At 71.9% G+C, this 16,429-nt stretch carries 22 protein-coding genes and 1 pseudogene; 13 read left to right on the forward strand and 10 right to left on the reverse strand.

Features of this window, described 5'->3' with window-relative positions; all coding sequences use genetic code 11:
• Positions 1–139 precede the first annotated feature (139 nt).
• Positions 140–1,045, forward strand: coding sequence for a carbohydrate kinase family protein (locus ACYVOM_RS32555; protein WP_460307391.1), 906 nt, complete (start codon positions 140–142; stop codon positions 1,043–1,045).
• A 56-nt stretch (positions 1,046–1,101) separates the two neighbouring features.
• Here the strand turns inward: ACYVOM_RS32555 and ACYVOM_RS32560 are convergent, their stop codons facing one another.
• On the reverse strand, positions 1,102–1,632 hold the full coding sequence (locus ACYVOM_RS32560; protein WP_460307392.1) for a helix-turn-helix domain-containing protein: 531 nt from the start codon (positions 1,630–1,632) through the stop codon (positions 1,102–1,104).
• Between the two features lie 59 nt (positions 1,633–1,691).
• Here ACYVOM_RS32560 and ACYVOM_RS32565 point away from each other — a divergent pair, with 59 nt between their 5' ends.
• The 4 genes from ACYVOM_RS32565 to ACYVOM_RS32580 all read left to right on the forward strand — a co-directional run bounded on the left by ACYVOM_RS32565 (position 1,692) and on the right by ACYVOM_RS32580 (position 3,559).
• On the forward strand, positions 1,692–2,612 hold the full coding sequence (locus ACYVOM_RS32565; protein WP_460307393.1) for an alpha/beta fold hydrolase: 921 nt from the start codon (positions 1,692–1,694) through the stop codon (positions 2,610–2,612).
• Positions 2,613–2,787: 175 nt separating this feature from the next.
• Positions 2,788–2,970: a hypothetical protein gene (locus ACYVOM_RS32570; protein WP_460307394.1), complete on the forward strand. Its 183-nt coding sequence runs from the start codon at positions 2,788–2,790 to the stop codon at positions 2,968–2,970.
• A 53-nt stretch (positions 2,971–3,023) separates the two neighbouring features.
• Positions 3,024–3,182, forward strand: a complete 159-nt coding sequence (locus tag ACYVOM_RS32575; protein ID WP_460307395.1) for a DUF3073 family protein — start codon at positions 3,024–3,026, stop codon at positions 3,180–3,182.
• Entirely contained in the window at positions 3,182–3,559 is a 378-nt protein-coding gene (locus ACYVOM_RS32580; RefSeq protein WP_460307396.1) for an ArsR/SmtB family transcription factor, read from the forward strand. Before ACYVOM_RS32575 ends, ACYVOM_RS32580 begins: the two co-directional genes overlap by 1 nt.
• Positions 3,560–3,718: 159 nt before the next feature.
• Here ACYVOM_RS32580 and ACYVOM_RS32585 read toward each other — a convergent pair whose 3' ends face one another.
• Entirely contained in the window at positions 3,719–4,051 is a 333-nt protein-coding gene (locus tag ACYVOM_RS32585) for a YciI family protein (protein WP_460307397.1), read from the reverse strand.
• 64 nt (positions 4,052–4,115) lie between these two features.
• Between ACYVOM_RS32585 and ACYVOM_RS32590 the strand changes: the two genes are divergently transcribed.
• The 4 genes from ACYVOM_RS32590 to ACYVOM_RS32605 all read left to right on the forward strand — a co-directional run bounded on the left by ACYVOM_RS32590 (position 4,116) and on the right by ACYVOM_RS32605 (position 8,567).
• A complete protein-coding gene (locus ACYVOM_RS32590) occupies positions 4,116–4,736 on the forward strand; it encodes a TetR/AcrR family transcriptional regulator (RefSeq protein WP_460307398.1) in 621 nt (206 codons plus the stop codon).
• Between the two features lie 209 nt (positions 4,737–4,945).
• Entirely contained in the window at positions 4,946–6,469 is a 1,524-nt protein-coding gene (locus ACYVOM_RS32595) for a class I adenylate-forming enzyme family protein (RefSeq protein WP_460307399.1), read from the forward strand.
• The gene (locus ACYVOM_RS32600; RefSeq protein WP_460307400.1) at positions 6,466–7,659 is read left to right on the forward strand and encodes an aromatic ring-hydroxylating oxygenase subunit alpha; all 1,194 of its coding nucleotides are present in this window, start codon (positions 6,466–6,468) and stop codon (positions 7,657–7,659) included. The genes ACYVOM_RS32595 and ACYVOM_RS32600 overlap by 4 nt, the downstream gene beginning before the upstream one ends.
• Positions 7,656–8,567 carry a hypothetical protein gene (locus ACYVOM_RS32605; protein WP_460307401.1) on the forward strand — a complete coding sequence of 304 codons (912 nt, stop codon included), beginning with the start codon at positions 7,656–7,658 and terminating at the stop codon, positions 8,565–8,567. The genes ACYVOM_RS32600 and ACYVOM_RS32605 overlap by 4 nt, the downstream gene beginning before the upstream one ends.
• Before the next feature lie 80 nt (positions 8,568–8,647).
• On the opposite strand, the gene ACYVOM_RS32610 is transcribed toward ACYVOM_RS32605, so the two are convergent.
• The 4 genes from ACYVOM_RS32610 to ACYVOM_RS32625 all read right to left on the reverse strand — a co-directional run bounded on the left by ACYVOM_RS32610 (position 8,648) and on the right by ACYVOM_RS32625 (position 10,866).
• A complete protein-coding gene (locus ACYVOM_RS32610) occupies positions 8,648–8,785 on the reverse strand; it encodes a zinc-binding dehydrogenase (RefSeq protein ID WP_460307402.1) in 138 nt (45 codons plus the stop codon).
• 174 nt (positions 8,786–8,959) lie between these two features.
• Positions 8,960–9,496, reverse strand: coding sequence for a hypothetical protein (locus tag ACYVOM_RS32615; protein WP_460307403.1), 537 nt, complete (start codon positions 9,494–9,496; stop codon positions 8,960–8,962).
• 180 nt (positions 9,497–9,676) lie between these two features.
• Positions 9,677–10,231: an AAA family ATPase gene (locus tag ACYVOM_RS32620; protein WP_460307404.1), complete on the reverse strand. Its 555-nt coding sequence runs from the start codon at positions 10,229–10,231 to the stop codon at positions 9,677–9,679.
• A 188-nt stretch (positions 10,232–10,419) separates the two neighbouring features.
• Positions 10,420–10,866: an OsmC family protein gene (locus tag ACYVOM_RS32625; RefSeq protein ID WP_460307405.1), complete on the reverse strand. Its 447-nt coding sequence runs from the start codon at positions 10,864–10,866 to the stop codon at positions 10,420–10,422.
• A 392-nt stretch (positions 10,867–11,258) separates the two neighbouring features.
• Between ACYVOM_RS32625 and ACYVOM_RS32630 the strand changes: the two genes are divergently transcribed.
• Positions 11,259–11,630, forward strand: a complete 372-nt coding sequence (locus ACYVOM_RS32630) for a hypothetical protein (protein WP_460307406.1) — start codon at positions 11,259–11,261, stop codon at positions 11,628–11,630.
• A 133-nt stretch (positions 11,631–11,763) separates the two neighbouring features.
• On the opposite strand, the gene ACYVOM_RS32635 is transcribed toward ACYVOM_RS32630, so the two are convergent.
• The 3 genes from ACYVOM_RS32635 to ACYVOM_RS32645 all read right to left on the reverse strand — a co-directional run bounded on the left by ACYVOM_RS32635 (position 11,764) and on the right by ACYVOM_RS32645 (position 13,027).
• Entirely contained in the window at positions 11,764–12,045 is a 282-nt protein-coding gene (locus ACYVOM_RS32635; protein WP_460307407.1) for a GlsB/YeaQ/YmgE family stress response membrane protein, read from the reverse strand.
• A gap of 365 nt (positions 12,046–12,410) precedes the next feature.
• Complete coding sequence (locus ACYVOM_RS32640) at positions 12,411–12,836, reverse strand: hypothetical protein (protein WP_460307408.1); 426 nt, start codon at positions 12,834–12,836, stop codon at positions 12,411–12,413.
• A gap of 23 nt (positions 12,837–12,859) precedes the next feature.
• A complete protein-coding gene (locus ACYVOM_RS32645) occupies positions 12,860–13,027 on the reverse strand; it encodes a hypothetical protein (RefSeq protein WP_460307409.1) in 168 nt (55 codons plus the stop codon).
• A 155-nt stretch (positions 13,028–13,182) separates the two neighbouring features.
• Here ACYVOM_RS32645 and ACYVOM_RS32650 point away from each other — a divergent pair, with 155 nt between their 5' ends.
• Both ACYVOM_RS32650 and ACYVOM_RS32655 read left to right on the forward strand, forming a co-directional pair.
• Complete coding sequence (locus ACYVOM_RS32650; protein ID WP_460307410.1) at positions 13,183–13,908, forward strand: alpha/beta hydrolase fold domain-containing protein; 726 nt, start codon at positions 13,183–13,185, stop codon at positions 13,906–13,908.
• A gap of 194 nt (positions 13,909–14,102) precedes the next feature.
• Positions 14,103–14,759 carry a DedA family protein gene (locus ACYVOM_RS32655; RefSeq protein WP_460307411.1) on the forward strand — a complete coding sequence of 219 codons (657 nt, stop codon included), beginning with the start codon at positions 14,103–14,105 and terminating at the stop codon, positions 14,757–14,759.
• Positions 14,760–14,811: 52 nt separating this feature from the next.
• Here ACYVOM_RS32655 and ACYVOM_RS32660 read toward each other — a convergent pair whose 3' ends face one another.
• A complete protein-coding gene (locus ACYVOM_RS32660) occupies positions 14,812–15,810 on the reverse strand; it encodes a LacI family DNA-binding transcriptional regulator (RefSeq protein WP_460307412.1) in 999 nt (332 codons plus the stop codon).
• A gap of 156 nt (positions 15,811–15,966) precedes the next feature.
• On the opposite strand from ACYVOM_RS32660, the pseudogene ACYVOM_RS32665 reads away from it, so the two are divergent.
• A pseudogene (locus tag ACYVOM_RS32665) lies at positions 15,967–16,429 on the forward strand (hypothetical protein); the annotation flags it as partial.

Genomic DNA, 16,429 nt, shown 5'->3' on the forward strand with positions numbered 1-16,429 from the left:
CTCCGGGAGGCGTTCGGACCGCCCGTCACCAGGAGCGCAACGGGCATTTCCGTTAGAGTGCGGCCTTCTGCCGAGTGGCCGGCCTCGTGCGGGCCTCCTGGCTGCGCACGCCGGTTCTTCTCGAATGGAGGAGGTTCCCATGAGCACCCGAGACTCCGACGTGCTGGTGCTGGGCGGGGCGGGGGTGGACACCATCGTGCGGGTCGAGGGGCTGCCCGTGCCGCTCGCGGACTCGGTCATGACGCCGGGGATCGCCGACCACGCGGGCCACACGGGCACGGGCGTCGCCCTGGGCTGCGCCGCGCTGGGCCTGCGGGTCCGGTTCCTGGACTTCCTCGGCGACGACCCGCAGGGAGCCCTGGTGCGGGAGCGGGTCGCCGTCGCGGGGATCGAGACGATATGGCTGCCGGCCGCGAGGACCCGGCGCGCCGTCAACCTCGTCGACGCCGAAGGCCGCCGGATGTCGTTCTACGACGGGCAGGACGAGCCCGGCGCCAGGGCCCCCGAGCCCGTGCTGCGGCGCGCGCTCGAAGGCGTCCGCCATGTTCACGTCTCCATCATGGACTTCGCGCGCCACGCCTACCCTCTGCTCGGCGCCGTCTCCACCTCGACCGATCTGCACACCTGGGACGGCGAGGCGCCCTACCAGGAGGACTTCGCCTACTCCTCCGACCTGGTCTTCCTCAGTTCCGCGGTCCTCGGGCCGCGCACTCCGCAGGTGATGCGCCGCATCCTCGACAAGGGCCGTGCGCACACCGTCGTCGCCACGGACGGCGCGAGAGGCGGCCGCTACCTGACGCGCTCGGCAGGCGAAGTGCTCTCCTACCCGCCCGCCACCGGAGCCCCGTCCGTCGATTCCAACGGCGCCGGAGACGCCTTCGTCTCCGGTTTCCTCTACGCCCATCTGGCGGGTCTCCCCCTGGCCACCGCCCTGCGTTACGGTGCCATCGCGGGCCACCACGCCTGCACCACTCCCGGCACCCACGCCTCCCCGCTGACGCGAGAAGCCCTCCTGTCCCGCACGGCCCTTTCGCCCCTTCGGTAGCCCGTGCGCGAGCATGGGAGGCGGTTGCGGCCCCGCTCGGTCCTCCGGTGCTCGGCTCAGGGGCGCGGATCCGGTCGGGTGGGGATGAGGACGGGGCTGAGCAGGTAGGGCCGACGGTCGGGGGCCGCCTGGTTGCCGCGGACGTCGGTGATGGCGGCGACCAGGCGGTCGATCAGGTCGGCGCGTTCGCGGTCGGTGAGCCAGAGGGTGAACTGGGTGTAGCCGAGGGAGTCCTCGACCGGGTCGACGTCCGGGCGGTCGAGGTAGGCGCCGACCTCGGAGAGCAGGACGCTGACGGCGAGCGCGAAGGCGCGACGGTGGTGGTCGGGGGTCATGGCCGCGCGGTCGATCACGGGCCGGTGGCCGGTCAGCCGGTAGCGGCGTTCGACGATGCCGTTGACCTGCCGTTCTTCGGCCACCTCCAGGACACCCGCCTCGGCGAGCACGGCCACATGCCGGTAGACGGTCGTGCGCGGCACGTCCGTGAGGTCGGCGCACAGCTCGTTCGTCGTGCGCAGCCGTCCCCCGGACATGGCGTGCACGAGGCGCAGGCGGACCGGATGGAGCAGCAGGTCGAGAGCATCCACGAGGTAATGTTCCCATATCTGGTACCGTTCCCAAAAATGGAACCGTTGAGGAGCAGGCGATGCCCCGACCCCCTTACGGACACCACTACCGAGTCGGCGACCACGACCTGTTCCTGCACGCGGCCGGAGCAGGCGTCCCGGCCGCGGTCTTCCTCGCCGGAGCCGGAGCGGTCGGCCTGGACTACTGGCCGTCCCACCGGCAGACGGCCGAGTTCACCACGAGCGTCATCTACGACCGGGCGGGCACCGGCTGGAGCGGCCCGGTGCCACGCGCGGACAAGAACCAGGCGAACACCGAGCGCACCGCTGCGGCGGTGGCCGATGAGCTGGCCGGGCTCCTGGAGGAGGCCGGCGTGGCCGGCCCGTACGTTCTGGTGGGGCATTCGCTCGGGGCGGACTACGCGCGGGTCTTCATCTCGCGCTTCCCCGATCGGGTCGCGGGCCTGGTCCTGGTCGAGCCCCATCACGAGGACTACACGGCCCACCTGCCGCCCGAACTCGCCGCCCGTCACCGGGCCTTCGACCCGGGACGGGCGCTCGTCGAGGAGATCCCCGACGAGATCGCCGAGTTCTACCGCGCGGTGTTCGACCAGGAGCTGACCGCCTGGCCGGAGGAGATCCGCCGACCCCTCGTCGACCACCATGTCAGCCGCGACGGACTGCGCGCCGGTCTGATCGAGGCGATGGCGGCCCGCAGGTTGGACGGCGAACTCCGCGCCGCGGGCCCCCTGCCGGACCTGCCACTGATCGTGTTGACCGCGACCGGCGTCGACACGTTCAAGCAACTGGTCTCCGCCGACCTGCCCCCGGCTCTGCTCCAAGCCGAGATCGAGGGCAAGACGCTGCTGTACGACCGGATGGCCGCTTCCGTCCCCCGAGGCGAGAACCGGCTCGTCGAGGGTGTCGGCCACACCACGCTCCCCATGCACCGTCCCGACGCGATCACCGAAGCGATCCGCGACGTCATCGCCCGCCGCTGACCGGGTCGCGGCGTCGTGGACGGGCCTCGGCTGGATGCCGGGTGAGCCCCCTTCGGATCCGGATCGTCGGACGGCTCGTGCCGCTCGGGGGCCTCGTGGCCGACCTGCCTGCGGCGGCTTTCGCTAACTTGCTAATGTTTGCAAGTAGTCGTCGGGTGGGTGGGGAGGCCTGGGTATGGCGGGTGCGATGGCGGGGAATCTGCGGGAGCGGATTCGTGCGGCGCGCGTGAACCTGGCCCGTGCGCGGTCCGAGGGCGACGGCCATGGCGAGGACACGTTCGCGGCCGAGCTGGAGGATCTGTTGAGGCGGGCGGCCGACCACGGCATCACCGTTGACGACGAGGAACAGGACGGATAGGCCGGGCGGCGCCGATCGGGTGCGGCCGACGGGCGGGATGAAGGAGGGCGGTCATGGGACGCGGACGGTCGAGGGCGATGCAGCGGAAGATCGCGCGTGACCTGAAGTACGACGGCGGAAGGGTCGATCTCGATCGGCTGCGCCGCGACCTCGGGGTCGGGCACGGTGAGGACGAGGGCCGCGCCGACGCGAAGGAGCATGAGGTCGAGTGATGACCGGTGAGGGCGCGGCCGGTGCGGCGGTGCGGACTCCGCTGTACCAGCTGAAGGCCGAGTTCTTCCGGACCCTGGGTCATCCGGCCCGGATCCGGGTGCTGGAGCTGCTCAGCGTGCGCGAGCGCTCCGCCGGGGAACTCGCCCGCGAGATCGGCATCGAGGCCGCGCACCTGTCGCAGCAGATGGCGGTGCTGCGCCGCACGAACCTGGTCGCCTCCCGCAAGGAGGGCACCAGCGTCCACTACCGGCTCACCGACCCCCAGGTCGGCGAACTCCTGCGCGTCGCCCGCAGCATCCTCACGGAGGTCCTCGTCGGCCAGGCCGATCTCCTCCAGGACTTCCGCACCGCCTCGGCAGGCGAAGAGGACCGCTGAGGCCCGGCGCGGTCGCCCCGGACGGGGCACGTCCACCCGGTGCAGCCTGTGGAAACACGGCCTGCGGGGGCGGCGATGACGACCCGGTGCGTCACCGCGGACAGCTGTCCGCGGTGACGCACGGAGTCCCCGCAGCCGGCCCGGCGCGGCCTGCGGGCCTCACTGCTCCCGCAGCGGCCAGACCTCGACGACGCCGTGGGCCACCGCGCAGGGGGTGCGGGAGGCGAGTTCGACGGCCTCCTCCAGCGTCGCCGCCTCGATGACGCCGAAGCCCGCGAGCGCGAGCGGCGACGACATGAACGGGCCCTGCTGCGTGCTCGTCCCGGCGGCGTCGTGGTTGCGCACCTGGACGGGCTCGCCCGCGATGCCCATGGGGCCGCGCTGCTCGCGCCGCAGCCGGGCGTCGTGGGCATGAGCGGCGTCGCGCACGGCAGGGTCGGTGCGGTCGTATCCGGTCTGTTCGCCGTAGCCGATGGTGATGAACTTCGCCAAGGCGGAACTCCTCTCGTCTGGTCCCGTGCCTCCTCTACCCGCTGCCGCGGAGAATAATGGGGGGATGCCGCGTCCCAGTCAGCCTCTGCTCCGGCGTGATCGTGTGATCGCGAAGGCTCTTGAGATCATCGATGCGGAGGGGCTGGGGGCCTGCAGCCTGCCGCGGCTGGCTCGGGAGTTCGACGCGAAGGCGCCGGCGCTCTACCACCACTTCGCGGACCGGGCGGAGATCATGGCCGAGGTGGCGCGGAGCATCGTCAGGGAGATCCCGGTGCCGGGGCAGGGGCGGGCGGCGGACTGGGTGGAGTGGCTGGTTTCGCTGTGCGTCGACCTGAGGCGGGCGGTGCTGCGGCATCCGAACGCGGCGCCGCTGCTGCTGGAGTTCGTGCCGCGCGATCTGCTGACGGCGCGGTATGACGAGGCGATCGTGCTGCTGGAGCAGGCGGGGGTGCCGGCGGAGCGGCACGTGCTGATCGTGGACGGGATGGAGAACCTGACGTTGGGCGCGGCGCTCACGCAGGCGATGAAGCCCGAGGCGACCCGAGATGAGATCTTCCCGTACGCCGATCCGGAGCGGGAGCCGCGGCTCGTCGGCGCCGTCGAGGCCAACCAGTGGCGCAGCACCGAGGAGCTGTTCGCCGAGTCCGTCCGCGTCTTCCTGCACGGTGCCGCCAAGACCGGCTGAGACCGCTCGCCACTGAGCCGACGACGGCCGCGGCCGTCGCACGCCTGGCCGTGGCCTCGAAAGAACGCCGCCCGTTCCCAGCCGGGGACCATTGACCCCTTTACTTAAAGCCATTAAGTTTACGGCGAGCGCGCGGCCTGGCGTCCGTCGCGCCCCATCCCCACCGCTGCACTGTGACCCGTCTCCACCCCACCCCCGACAGGAGCGCAATGCGTAATACGACAGTGATCAGGGCCCTGTACTCCTGGGCCCTGCGGCAGCCCGACGCCGTCGCGCTGAGATGCCGGGACGACGCCCTGGACTGGCGTGAGCTCACCGGCGCGATGGACCGCGCCGCGGCGCGGCTGCTGGCGGCGGGCGTGCGGCCCGGCGACCGGGTGGCCCTGCTGGGCGGCATGTCGCTGGACTGGGCGGTGACCGCCCTCGGCGTGATCCGGTCGGGCGCGATCCTGTGCCCGCTGAACGAGCGGTACCCCGCGGCCGAACTCGCCGGGGTGCTGGGCCGGCTCGACCCGTCCGTGCTCGTGGTCGGCGCGGCGCACCGGGAGCTCGCCGGGCAGGCCGTCGCGCAGGGGCGGCCGCTGCTGCTGCCGATGGAGGCCTTCGCGGACGGCGGCGCGGACGGTGTCGAGCTGCCCGCCCTCGCCGCGGACCCCTCCGCACCGGTCGCCGTCATCCCCACGTCCGGCTCGACCGGGCTGCCCAAGGCCGTCGTCTACACCCATGAGTCGCTGCTCGGCGCATTCTTCGAATGGACGCTGCAGGCGCCGGAGCTGCTGCGCGCCACCACCCTGAACATCAGCGCGATGTCGTTCGCCGCGGGTCTGCTCAACGGGTTCCTCGCCCCGCTCGTGCTCGGCGGCACCGTCGTCCTGATGCCGATGTGGAATCCGGACGACGCCCTGCGCCTCATCGAGGAGCACCGGGTGAACTGCATCGCCGCCACCACCATCTTCTTCGAGCAGATGGCCGCCCTGCCCAGCTTCGCCGACACCGACCTGACGTCGCTGACCGTCGTGTTCACCGGCGGAAACCCGGTGACGCCGCCGCTGGTCGAGGCGTGGGCGCGCAAGAACGTCGGGCTGCGCCAGGCGTACGGCCTCACCGAGTCGCTGTCCATGGTGACGTTCCCGTCGGCGGGACTGGCGATGCGCCTGCCGGAGTCGGTGGGCCTCGGCGGCGTCCTCACCGACGTCCGCATCCTCGGCGCCGACGGCGCGCCGTGCCCGGCTGGGACGCCCGGCGAGATCTGCGTCTCCGGGCCGGGCGTCGCCGCCGGGTACTGGCAGGACGAGCCGCTGACCGAGGAGGTGTTCGGCGGCGGCCTGCTGCGCACCGGCGACATCGGCGTCCGCGAGGCCGACGGCACGCTGCGGATCGTCGGGAGGACCAAGGACCTCATCAAGTCCGGCGGCATGACGGTCTACGCGGCCGAGATCGAACGCGCCGTCCTGGAACTCCCCGAAGTCCTGGAGGCCGCGGTGATCGGCGTCGCCGACGCCGAGTTCGGCGAGACCCCGGCCCTGCTGCTCACCGCGACCGGCGGCCTGAGCGCCGACGACGTGGTCGCGCACTGTCGGCAGCGCCTGGCCGCCTACAAGGCGCCCCGGTACGTGGTCTTCCGCACCGAGCCGCTGCCCCGGACCTCCAGCATGAAGATCGACAAACCGGCGATCCGCGCCTCCTACGCCGACCTGACCGAACGCTTCGAACGCAGAGGAACCAGCGCATGAGCAGCGACTCCAGCGGCACCATCGACGAACAGGTGCGCGGCGCGGCCGTCCACCGGCTGATCTCCCACCTCAAGGACGCGACGACCGACGATTTCGACCGGATCGAGCCGTTCTCCGCCGCCGAGTACCGCGACCCGGCCCTCGCCGTGCTGGAACGCGACAGGATCTTCGGGGCCGTGCCGTTCATCGTCGCCCACGCCTCGGAGGTGCCCGAGCCGTTCGACTTCGTGTCGGTGCAGCTGCCCCGCAACAACGTCGTCATCGTCCGCCAACGGGACGGCGGCCTGCGCGCGTTCGTCAACGCCTGCCGCCACCGCGGCGCCCAACTCGTCGAAGAGCCCTCGGGACGCTGCCGCCTGTTCTCCTGCCCGTACCACCGCTGGTCCTACGACCCCGACGGCTCCCTGCGGACCGTCACGCTCGACGGCACCTTCGGCGACTTCGACCGCGCCGACTTCGGGCTCGTCCGGCTGCCGGTGGAGGAGCGGCACGGGTTCGTCTGGATCGTCGACAACGCCGAGGCCGAGATCGACGTAGCCGGATGGCTCGGGCCCGAGGCCGACGCCGTCCTGGCCGGCTACGGCATCGACGAGCTCGTCAGCGTCACCCCGCACACGTTCGAGCGGCCGACCAACTGGAAGATCATGCAGGACGGCTTCCTCGACAACTACCACGTCAGGTACGCCCACCCGAACACCGCGGGGAAGGTCCTGCACACCAACGCCATCGCGCTGCAGGACTTCGGAAGGCACTTCTGGTTCCTGGCCGCCCGCAAGAGCATCGACCGCTTCCTCGACACCGGACCGGGCGACGCGCCGATGGACAAGCACGTCATCGAGAGCGTCTTCATCGCCCCCAACAGCATGCTGCTCAAGCACGCCAGCCACGTCGAGCTGCTCACCTTCCGCCCGTGCGGCGCCGACCCCGGCCGCTCGACGATGGAGATGCGCATCATGGCGCCCACCCGGGAGGCGACCGGGCTCTCCGAGGACCGCTGGCGCGAGCTCTGGGAGAAGAACTGGCACATCATGATCTCGATCATCCACGACGAGGACTTCCCCATCCTCGCCGGATCACAGAACGCCATGTTCAACCAGGACGCAGGCACGATGCTGCTCGGCCGCAACGAGATCGCCGGCCACCTGTTCCGCCGCGAGATCCGCCGCCTCGTCCACGGCACACCGCAGTGACCGCCGCCCGCCGCTCCTACCTCCCGCGGACCGTCGACCTGCGCTGGTCCGACGGCCCGCCCGGCGCGGCGGCGCGCGCCCTGCTGGAGCGGGCGCGCCGCGCCGACCGCGAGATGGGGTTCGGCGCTCCCGCTCCCTCGGCTGATGGCGACCGCACCACGGTCGAGGTGCGCACGCGCCTGCGCCGCGGTGCCGTCGCCGCGGGGACCGCGCCGCGGCTCGCCGCGGTCGTCACGCTCGACGCCTCCTGTCCGCCGGTCGGCATCGCCGGCCTCGTCGTCGCCCCGGAGTTCCGGTCGATGGGCGTGGCGACGTCCGCGGCCGAGCTCCTCGGGCCCGGCCTGTCCGCCGTGCCAGGCCGAGCGGATGCGGGCCTCGACGTGGTGCGGGCCTGCGCGTACGGCAGCCACCCGGCGGCGCTGCGCCTCGCCCGCCGGTTCGGCGTCGTCCCGAGCGGCGAACGGCACCGGCTGCTGCTCCCGTCCCGCGCGGACCACGCCGGCTCCAGGCTCGCCGTCGCCGTGCCGGTGCCCGACACGACCGTCATTTCGGGGAGCGCGGGGAGCGCGGGGGGCCGGTCCGCGCGGGTGCCGGGCACGGAGTCCACGGTGCGCTTCGCCGACGGCCTCGGCGGCCCGGCCGGACAGGCCCTGGTCACGGTCGCCGCCGACGAGGAGCACGGGCGCCTCGGCACGATCCACAGGCTCGCGCTCCCCGATCCCGCCGGGCCGGAGCACGGAGCCCGCCTGCTCGCGTCCACCCTCGCCTGGCTGTGGCGGCAGGGCGCCAGGGCCGTCGAGGCCGAGGTCGACGCCGCCGCGCCCACCGACCTGGAACTGTTCCGATCGGCCGCCTTCCAGCACGACCGGACCGACACCTGGTTCGAACTGCCCGTCCCGGCCGGGTGACGGTCAGGCGAAAGTGAGCGATCAGGCGCTTTGTCCGTCGCCCCGGCTCCGCCGAACGGAGGCCCGTGTCTCCGGTCGGCTCACCGGAGCTTGACGATCACGTTGCCGACCTTGCGGCCCGTTTCGACGTACCGGTAGGCGTCGACGATCTCGTTGAAGGGGTAGCAGCGGTCGATGAGCGGTGTGTAGGAGCCCGAGGCGATCAGCTCCCGTCGCATGCACCCTGACCAGGACATCGCCTTCCCCGACCACCGGCCCGTCCACCTCGGTGATCCGCACGACCTCCGGCGCCCCATACCGGCTATGCACAGCGGCCCTCACGCCCCGACCCTACGCCCGCCGCCGCCCCCTCCACAGTCCACAACCGGACCGGCCTCCTGCTCGGACGCCCGTCAGGGGCATTGCAGGCCGCCGCCCACGGTGACGGTGCCAGAAGTGCCGTCCATGCCCTGGAGGTCGCCCAGCACCGCGGCGAACTTCTCCTGGGCGTTGACGAAGGCGAGTTCGGCCGGGCCGTCCAGTCCTGTGGCACCGAAGGTGGAGACGCCGTTCGGGCCGGAGACCCGCACGAGCACGGCGACCACCTCGTTCACGAGGTCGACCTTCAGCGTGTAGGTCGTCGCGTCCGGTCCCTGCGCGGTCCCGACCAGGGTGAGTCCGTTCTGGGTCACCTCGCACGTGACGGCCATCCCGGAGCCCGGGACCTTGTAATTCACCGCACCGACGAGGTGCATCGAGTTTCCGTCGGCGGAGCCGCTCGGGGAGGGGGCGGTGCCGGTGGAAGGCTGCGCGGCACCGGCCGACGAGGGGGCGACCGGTGCGGGCCGGACCGGTTCGGAGGGCGCGGTGCAGGACGCGGCGGCCAGCAGAAGGATCACCGCAGCGGGCCCCACCCTCGACACGCGCAGGGGTCCGATCGATTCGCTCATGCGTCAGGCCTTCGGGGAGAGTCCGGATCGGGCTTCGAGCAAGGCCGACGCTAATGATCGGTTCCTCCGCCGACGAGGGTGCCCGGTCCCGCTCTCGTCCAGACGATGAGGACTCCGGTCCCGCTCTTGTCCCCGCCCGCGTCCCGAGAGCCGCGGCTCGTCGGCGGAGGGGTCCGTTGATCAGGCCTTGCCGGTGGCGAACGCGATGATGTCGGGGAGGCCGGGCCGGTAGCCGTCGGACGTGTCCACGATCAGGCTCGGCAGGTTCATCGCGATCGGTGTGAAGGACGCGATCGGGCTGTTCCCGGCGGCGATGGCCGCCAGCAGTCCGGCGTCGCCGTGGGCGGCCCGGTGGGCGTCGGCGGCGGCGCGGTCGGCGACCCGGGTGTGCGCGGTCTCGGCGGGCACTTCGCAGCGGATGATCCGGATGTCGGCCAGTGGCGTCAGGTCTTCGAGCATCGGCCGCCAGAGCCGGTCTTGGAAGGCGGCCTCGGCGACCGTGGTCGTCCCGGCTTTCAGCAGCGTGGTGAGCACGTCGGTGAAAGTGGTCAGCGCGGTCAGGTTGAGCGGGTCGTCGCCGCCGGGCGCGTAGCCGGGCGTCGCCATGACCAGGCCCTGTTTGATCTCGTCACGGACGATCAGGGGGCAGCCGATCCGCGCGGCGATCTGCCGGGCCAGCGTGGTCTTCCCGCTCCCGGGCGGGCCGCTGACCACGATCAGCGTCGGTGCGCTCACGGTCACAGTGCATTGTGGCACTTCACGTGTGTCGGCGCCGGCATGGCGAGGCGGTGGGCCCTTCGGCGGGCGCGACGAGGGCGTGCGGCCGCAGTCGGTCGGCCCAGGAGCGCCGGAGCGCCGCGCGAACCGCGGAGAGCCGAGCCGGGTCCACGTCCGGGCCGGCCCCAGGAGCGCGGCGCGCTGCGTCAGTGCAGGGCCATGGGGGTGGGGGCCGGTTCGGCGCGATGGGCCGTGGGGGCGCAGGTGACGGTGGCGGAGACGTCCGGCGCGGTCTGGAGCGAGGCCAGGACAGGGCAGGGGTTGAGCGCGTTGAGGAGGCCGGTCTTCTCGGATTCCGAGAGCTTCCAAGGGATCCGGACGTCGAGGGACATCGAGGTGACGCGCTGCGGGTCGCTCGTGATCATGGTGAAGCCCGCGCCGACCTCAAGGCCGGTGTGCGGGAGGCCGTGGTCCTTCAGGTGGCGGCGCGCGTAGTGGGCGATGCAGGCGGCGATGGAGGCCACGAACAGCTCCAGCGGAGTGGGCCCGGAGTCGTAGCCGCCCGCGCGTGGGACATCGACGTGCACGACGTGGTCGCGGATGAAGATGGTGAAAGCGTCGCCGTCCTGGTGGACGATCTTGATCTCGGTCATGGCGGAGCCCCCGAGGCGTCGAAGTGGTGGCACACCCGAGTGTGCGGCAGATCCCACCAGACATCGTCATATATGGACTTTCTTGAGCGGGCCATGGACATCTCTGGCTTAAAGGTCACCCGGTGTAGTTGACAACGCGGTGGTTGTAACCGCTGCCGTCGTCGGCCGCGCCCTGCCCGGTTCCTCCGATCTCGGGTCAGGGTCCGGACGGGGACTGGGTGCGGCGGTAGTGGGCGGGGGGCCGGCCGCCGCGCCGCTTCGGTCGGCGCCGCTGGCTTGTGGGGTGGTGTTGACAATCATGTGGCGGATGTCCAGTGCGGGGTGGGTCCTTGTGCGGGATTAGTGGTGGGAATGACAAGATTCGGGATGGTTTGCGGTTTAGCGTCGGCGGCATGACCATCTCACGAACGGCATCGATGGCTGCGGTCTGCGCACTGGCCGGAGGTGTGTGGAGCGTTGTTCCGGCTGCGGCGGCCGAGCCGGAATCCGTCTGCACGGTCACGGTGCAGACGACGTGCACGACGCTCTCGCCGGCGCAGCGGGAGCAGATCGCCGGGAAGCTCCGGGCGGAGGGAGCGCCGGACGCGGCGCTCTCCTCGCTCGCCGCGTCGGGGTTCACCTTCGGCTGGGACGTGCTCGGGCCGTACATCGACGGGTGGGCTCCCTACTGCCGGATCCACTACTTCGTGCCCTGGGAGTGGGTGCTCTTCGTTCCGGGGAACTACCTGCCCGGAAACCACTACTCGGGGTGCTGGACCTTCTGAGGTCGCTCCTCCGCTTTTCTGGCGGTGCGGGGCTCGTGGTGACGTGCGAAAGGCCGAGGGCCGCACCCGGCGCGTGGGTGCGGCCCTCGGCGATCGGCTCCCCAACCCCCCGGAAGGGAGCCGAGCTGGGGGGTCAGTAGCGGCCGCTGCGGGTGCGACCGCCGCGGACGCCGGCGACGATGCCGACACCGACCGCGGCCAGGCCGACCTGGAAGACCAGCTCGATCCAGTCGACGCCGTCGGTGGTGGCCACGCCGACGCTCTGCGCCAGCGCGGTACCGAGCAGTGCGGCGACGATACCGACGCCGACGGTCAGCAGGACGCCGATCGACTGCCGACCCGGCAGCACCAGCCGGCCCAGCATCCCGACGATGGCGCCGATGACGATGGCGGTGATGATCCCTGCGACGGTCATGTGTCCTCTTCCTCAAGACGAAATTTGATAATCCACTTATGCCCGAAGCACCATTCGACTAACCATTCGGTATCGAAAAGAGACGTGCATCACGTGGTTTTCACAGAAGGTGAGCACCACCTTTCTCTGGCGTATGCTGCTGCATATCACCAGTTCATCCCCACTTTCTAGGCGACGGATTCACCCCCTGTGCGGCCCATGCCGTACACGCTCCGTGCTCACTCACGTCCCCGAAAAGGGAGAGAAGCCTTGCGCCGGGATCCCGCGCATGGGGCTTCTCGTGCACATTATCGCGGCGCGCGCCGCGCCATTCTCTGACCGGTGCGCCGCCATTCCCCGGTTCGTCGCGCTCGGAAGACGGCGGCTCAGCCGGGGAGGGCGAAGTCGTGGGCGCGGTGCGCGGCGCAGCCCTGGCAGCACGCGGAGAAGGTGAGGACCGGGCGGTCCCGTCCGGTGCTGAGGGCGGCCCGCCACAGGGCGCGGAACTCACCGCACGCGCAGGTGAGGCGGGCCGCGGCGGCGAGCGCGCGGACCGGGGAGGACGCCTCCCCTTCGACCGTGCCGGGGCCGGGTTCGGCCGACGTGCCGTGACGGCGGCGCACCGACGCGACCGCTTCGGCGGGCAGTTGCCCCGCGGCGAGGCAGACCCCGCAGCGGCCCGGCCCGGCGTTCGACGCGACGCACTCGCAGCGTCCCCAGGTCCGGCGCGGGTCGCGGGCGCTGCCCTCGCATTCCAGGCAGACGCCCCATCCCTCGCACTCGTAACAGACCACGGCGTTCGCGGTCGTCACGGTGCAGAGGGGCTGGCGCAGGTTCAGCTCGGGAAAGAAGACGGGCGTCCACGCGGTGAGGATGAGCAGGGCAGGGCGTCGAAGTGCGAGATGACGCGCAGGGCGCTGGCCGCGTCGCCGTCGACGACCGCCAGCCTCGTGATGAGATCGTGCATGGTGCCCCTTCCCGCGAGCCGCGCCGTACCGCTCATCGATACTCCTTCACCGGGGAGAGCGCCAGACGGTGCGGCGGTCCGGAGCGCGGGGCCGCCGGGTGGCGGGCGACGGAAGCCGCCACCACGACGGATGGCGGGTGCCCGTCCCGCCGGAGATCGGCGAGGCTCATCGCGCTGAGGAAGGAGCACCCATGCCAGAGACCACCCCGTCCCGTCCGCCCTTCGATCCCGGCGGCATGGTGATGGGCGCCCGCCACACCGGCCTGGCGGGCGTCGTCGGGTACGTCGCGGAGGGGCTCGCCGTCGCGGTGTCCGTCGAGTACCGCCTCGCGCCCGAGCACCCCGACCCCGCACCCGTCGAGGACTGCTACGCGGGGCTGCGCTGGCTCGCCGAGAACGCCGCCGCGCTCGGCGCCGACCCCGCCCGCCTCATGATCCTCGGGGGGAGCGCCGGAGGCGGCCTCGCGGCCGGGACCGCGCTGCTGGCCCGCGACCGCGGCTTCCCGGCCCTCACCCACCAGGTCCTCCTCTGCCCGATGCTCGACGACCGGATGACGACGCCCAGCTCCCGCATGCTCGACGGCGAGGGCGTCTGGGACCGCGAGGACAACCTCTTCGGCTGGACCGCCCTGCTCGGCGACCGCCGCGGCACCGCCGACGTCTCCCCCTACGCCGCCCCCGCCCGCGCGGAGGACCTGTCCGGCCTCCCGCGCACCTACCTCGACGTCGGCTCGGTCGAGACCTTCCGCGACGAGGCGATCGACTACGCCCTGCGCCTTTCCCAAGCGGGCGTCAGCGTCGACTTCCACCTGTGGGGCGGCGGGTACCACGGCTTCGAGGCCGCCTACCCATCCGCCCTCGCCCAGGCCTCCGCCGCCACCCGCACCGAATTCCTCCGCCGAGCCCTGGAACCCTGACCCCACCCCCGGCCCCGGACGACGGGTCCGGGACTGGGGTGATCGATCGCGGTGCGGGCTCGGCCTTCCTCCCGATCCCCCGACCAGCTCGGGCGGATCTTGAACGGCAAGGGGCGGGACGCGGGGCCGGGGCTTGCCTGGCTCTAACCTTGCTGTGGCTAGCTTGAGCGCGATCTCTACCGGACGGGGTTCGAATGGTCGCGCTCGCTGTCAATCCGCTCGACGCCCATGCGCTGGTGGCCGCTTTCGGGGCGGCCGGTGTCGCCCTGGTGCTCTTCGCGGAGACCGGGCTGCTGATCGGGTTCTTCCTGCCGGGAGACTCGCTGCTGTTCACCGCGGGGCTGCTGTGCACGACGAGCGCTGCGGGGTCCTCGGCGCTGTCGCTGCCTTGGGTGCTGGTGGCGTCCGTCGCGGGTGCGCTGATCGGGGCCCAGACCGGTTACCTGATCGGGCGTCGGGGCGGCAGGGCACTGCTCGGCCGCACGCGCAGTGAGCAGATCCACCGGGGGGTGGCGAGGGCCGAGGAGCTCCTTACCCGGTACGGGCCGGGCAAGGCGATCGTGCTGGCCCGTTTCGTGCCGGTCGTCCGGACGGTCCTCAATCCGATGGCGGGCGTGCTCAACGTGCCCGCACGGACCTTCGTCTTCTGGCAGGTCGCCGGGGGCCTGCTGTGGACCGTCGGCATCGTCGGCGCCGGGTACCTGCTCGGCAGCACAGTCCCCGGCGTGGACCGGTACCTCCTGCCCGCGGTGTGCGTGATCGCCGCGGTGTCCGCCCTGCCCGTCCTACTGGAACTCCGTCGTGCGCGCAGATCGGCCGCCTCGGTCCACCTGCCTCGCCTCGATCGGTGAAGACGCCGGGAGTCCTACGCCGGGCTCGGCCGTCGCGGGCAACGGGTTCTCCTTAGGTCGGGAGTTTCGTCGAGGCGCGGAGGACGAGTTCTGCCCGGGGGACCGCCGGTGGTTTCTCGTCGGCGGGTCTGGCGAGGCGGGAGGTGATGGTCGCGACGAGGGCGGGGGCGAGGGTGGCGGGGTCGAAGCGGACTGTGGTGAGGGGTGGGAAGGCGAGGGATGCGGCGGTGATGTCGTCGGCGCCTATGACGGAGAGGTCGTCGGGGATGGTGAGGGCGGAGGCTCGGGCGGTGTGGAGGAGGGCGAGGGCGACTTCGTCGTTGTAGGCGGCGACGGCGGTGATGCCCGCGGAGCGCCACGTGTGCAGGGAGCGGGCGGCTTCCGCGCCCGGCTCGGCGCCGAGGGGGAGGGGGGCGGGCAGGCCGTGTTCGGCGCACACCTGCTGGACGCCGCGCAGGCGCGGTTCGGTGAAGGTGAAGGGGGAGGTGTCGGGTGCGGTGGCGTAGCCGAGGCGGGTGTGGCCCGTCTGGATGAGGTGTTCGGCCTGGATGCGGCCGATCGTCTCCTGGAAGGAGCCCAGGGCGCTGCCGTCGTCGAGCGTCATGTGGGCGATGCCGGCGGCGTCGAGGGTGGCCGCCTCCTGCGGGTCGAGGGCGTCGGCCGAGATGACGAGGGCCGGGGTGATGCTCCGCCACAGGTCGGACAGGTGGCGGTTGGAGGTGGCGCGCGGGTGGACGAGGTAGGTCAGGCCGCGTTCGGAGAGGGCGGCGGACACCGCGTCCATGGCCTGGCCGACCGCCTCGCCGGTGGACCAGTGCGGCATGAGGAACAGGACGATGTCGGAGCGGCCCCTGCGCAGCGCGCGTCCCGCGGCCGAGGGCTGGTAGCGCAGCTCCCGGGCGGCGGCGAGGACGCGTTCGCGGGTGGCCGCGGGGATGGTCTGCCCCGGGGTCTCGTTCAGGACGAAGCTGACGGTCGCGGCCGACACCCCGGCTCTGCGGGCGACGTCCGCGCCGGTGACGCGCCTGGCCGGCGTCGATTCGCGGGGCATGGCTGGCTCCTGTGGTCGTGTGGCGCCCCTCGGGCCACCTCAAGATAACGCTCCATGAGCACCTTGATAGACATCGCACCAGGGTGGGATCGTCCTCTCCACTATAACGATTAAGTGAGTGTATTCCCAGCTCATCCACTGTTCTGGAGACCCCCCATGTCCCACCCCGACGGACTCTCCGCGCCCGCCCTCGCCCAGGCCGAGGGCGCCCACGACCCGCCCGCCCCGATCAGGGGCCTGCGCCGCCTGATGGGCTGGATCATCCCGGCGAACCTGGGCGTCTTCCTGCTGTGGGGCGCGATCCCCGGTGTGCTGCTGCCGCAGCAGATCACCGTGCTGTTCGGCGAGGACGACAAGGTCGCCGACCTCGGCCTGTTCACCCTGCTCAACCCCGACCACCCCAGCACCGGCGCGTCCCCCGGCCCGCTCCGGCCGCGCGAGGTCCTGGCCACCTTCTGGGTCAGCCCGGTCCAGCACCCCGACTTCGCGTGGGCCTTCCTCGGGCGCTTGCTCCTCTACACCGGGTACTTCTCGGTGACCGGCTACCAGCTCTTCCTGGGCTCTGTCTCACTCCCTGGGGTCGGCTCGTTGGTCGTGACGCTCAGTTGTGAAGGATCAT

The sequence above is a fragment of the Actinocorallia aurea genome, assembly GCF_054783995.1.